The sequence below is a fragment of the Polaribacter sargassicola genome (genome assembly GCF_021991835.1).
GTDB lineage: Bacteria > Bacteroidota > Bacteroidia > Flavobacteriales > Flavobacteriaceae > Polaribacter > Polaribacter sargassicola.
Map to the genome: position 1 here is coordinate 1 of NZ_JAHDAU010000030.1, position 540 is coordinate 540.

At 33.0% G+C, this 540-nt stretch carries 1 protein-coding gene; it reads right to left on the reverse strand.

Annotated features, from left to right (window positions below):
* Positions 1–540: NAD-dependent epimerase/dehydratase family protein (locus KI686_RS15675; RefSeq protein ID WP_237590272.1), on the reverse strand; the 540-nt coding region annotated here is incomplete at its 5' end.

A 540-nucleotide genomic window follows, 5' to 3' on the forward strand; every position in this document is an offset into this window, starting at 1 on the left:
TTACATTTTTACCTGTTTGATGGTATCTATATTATTTAAAAACCATTCATAGGTCTTTTCTATACCTTCTTGCAATTCTGTTTTATACTCCCAACCGATGGCTTTCATTTTAGATACATCCATTAACTTTCTTGGTGTACCGTCTGGCTTGTCTGAATCCCAAACAATATCACCTTGATGACCTGTTACTTTCTGAATCGTTTCTGCCAATTCTTTTATGGTAATATCTTTACCTGAACCTACATTGTATAAATATTCTGGTAATGTATTCTCTAAAGCATAAACTACTGCTTCTGCCATATCATCTACAAATAAAAACTCTCGCATTGGTGTACCACTTCCCCATAATGTAACATCTGAATGTCCATTATTTTTTGCTTCGTGAAACTTACGAAGCATTGCTGGTAGTACATGAGAGGTTTTTAAATCAAAATTATCGAAATAACCATACAAATTGGTTGGCATTAAACTTACATAATCTTTACCAAATTGTTTTCTAATGGCTTGGCATAATTTTACTCCTGTAATTTTTGCAACTGC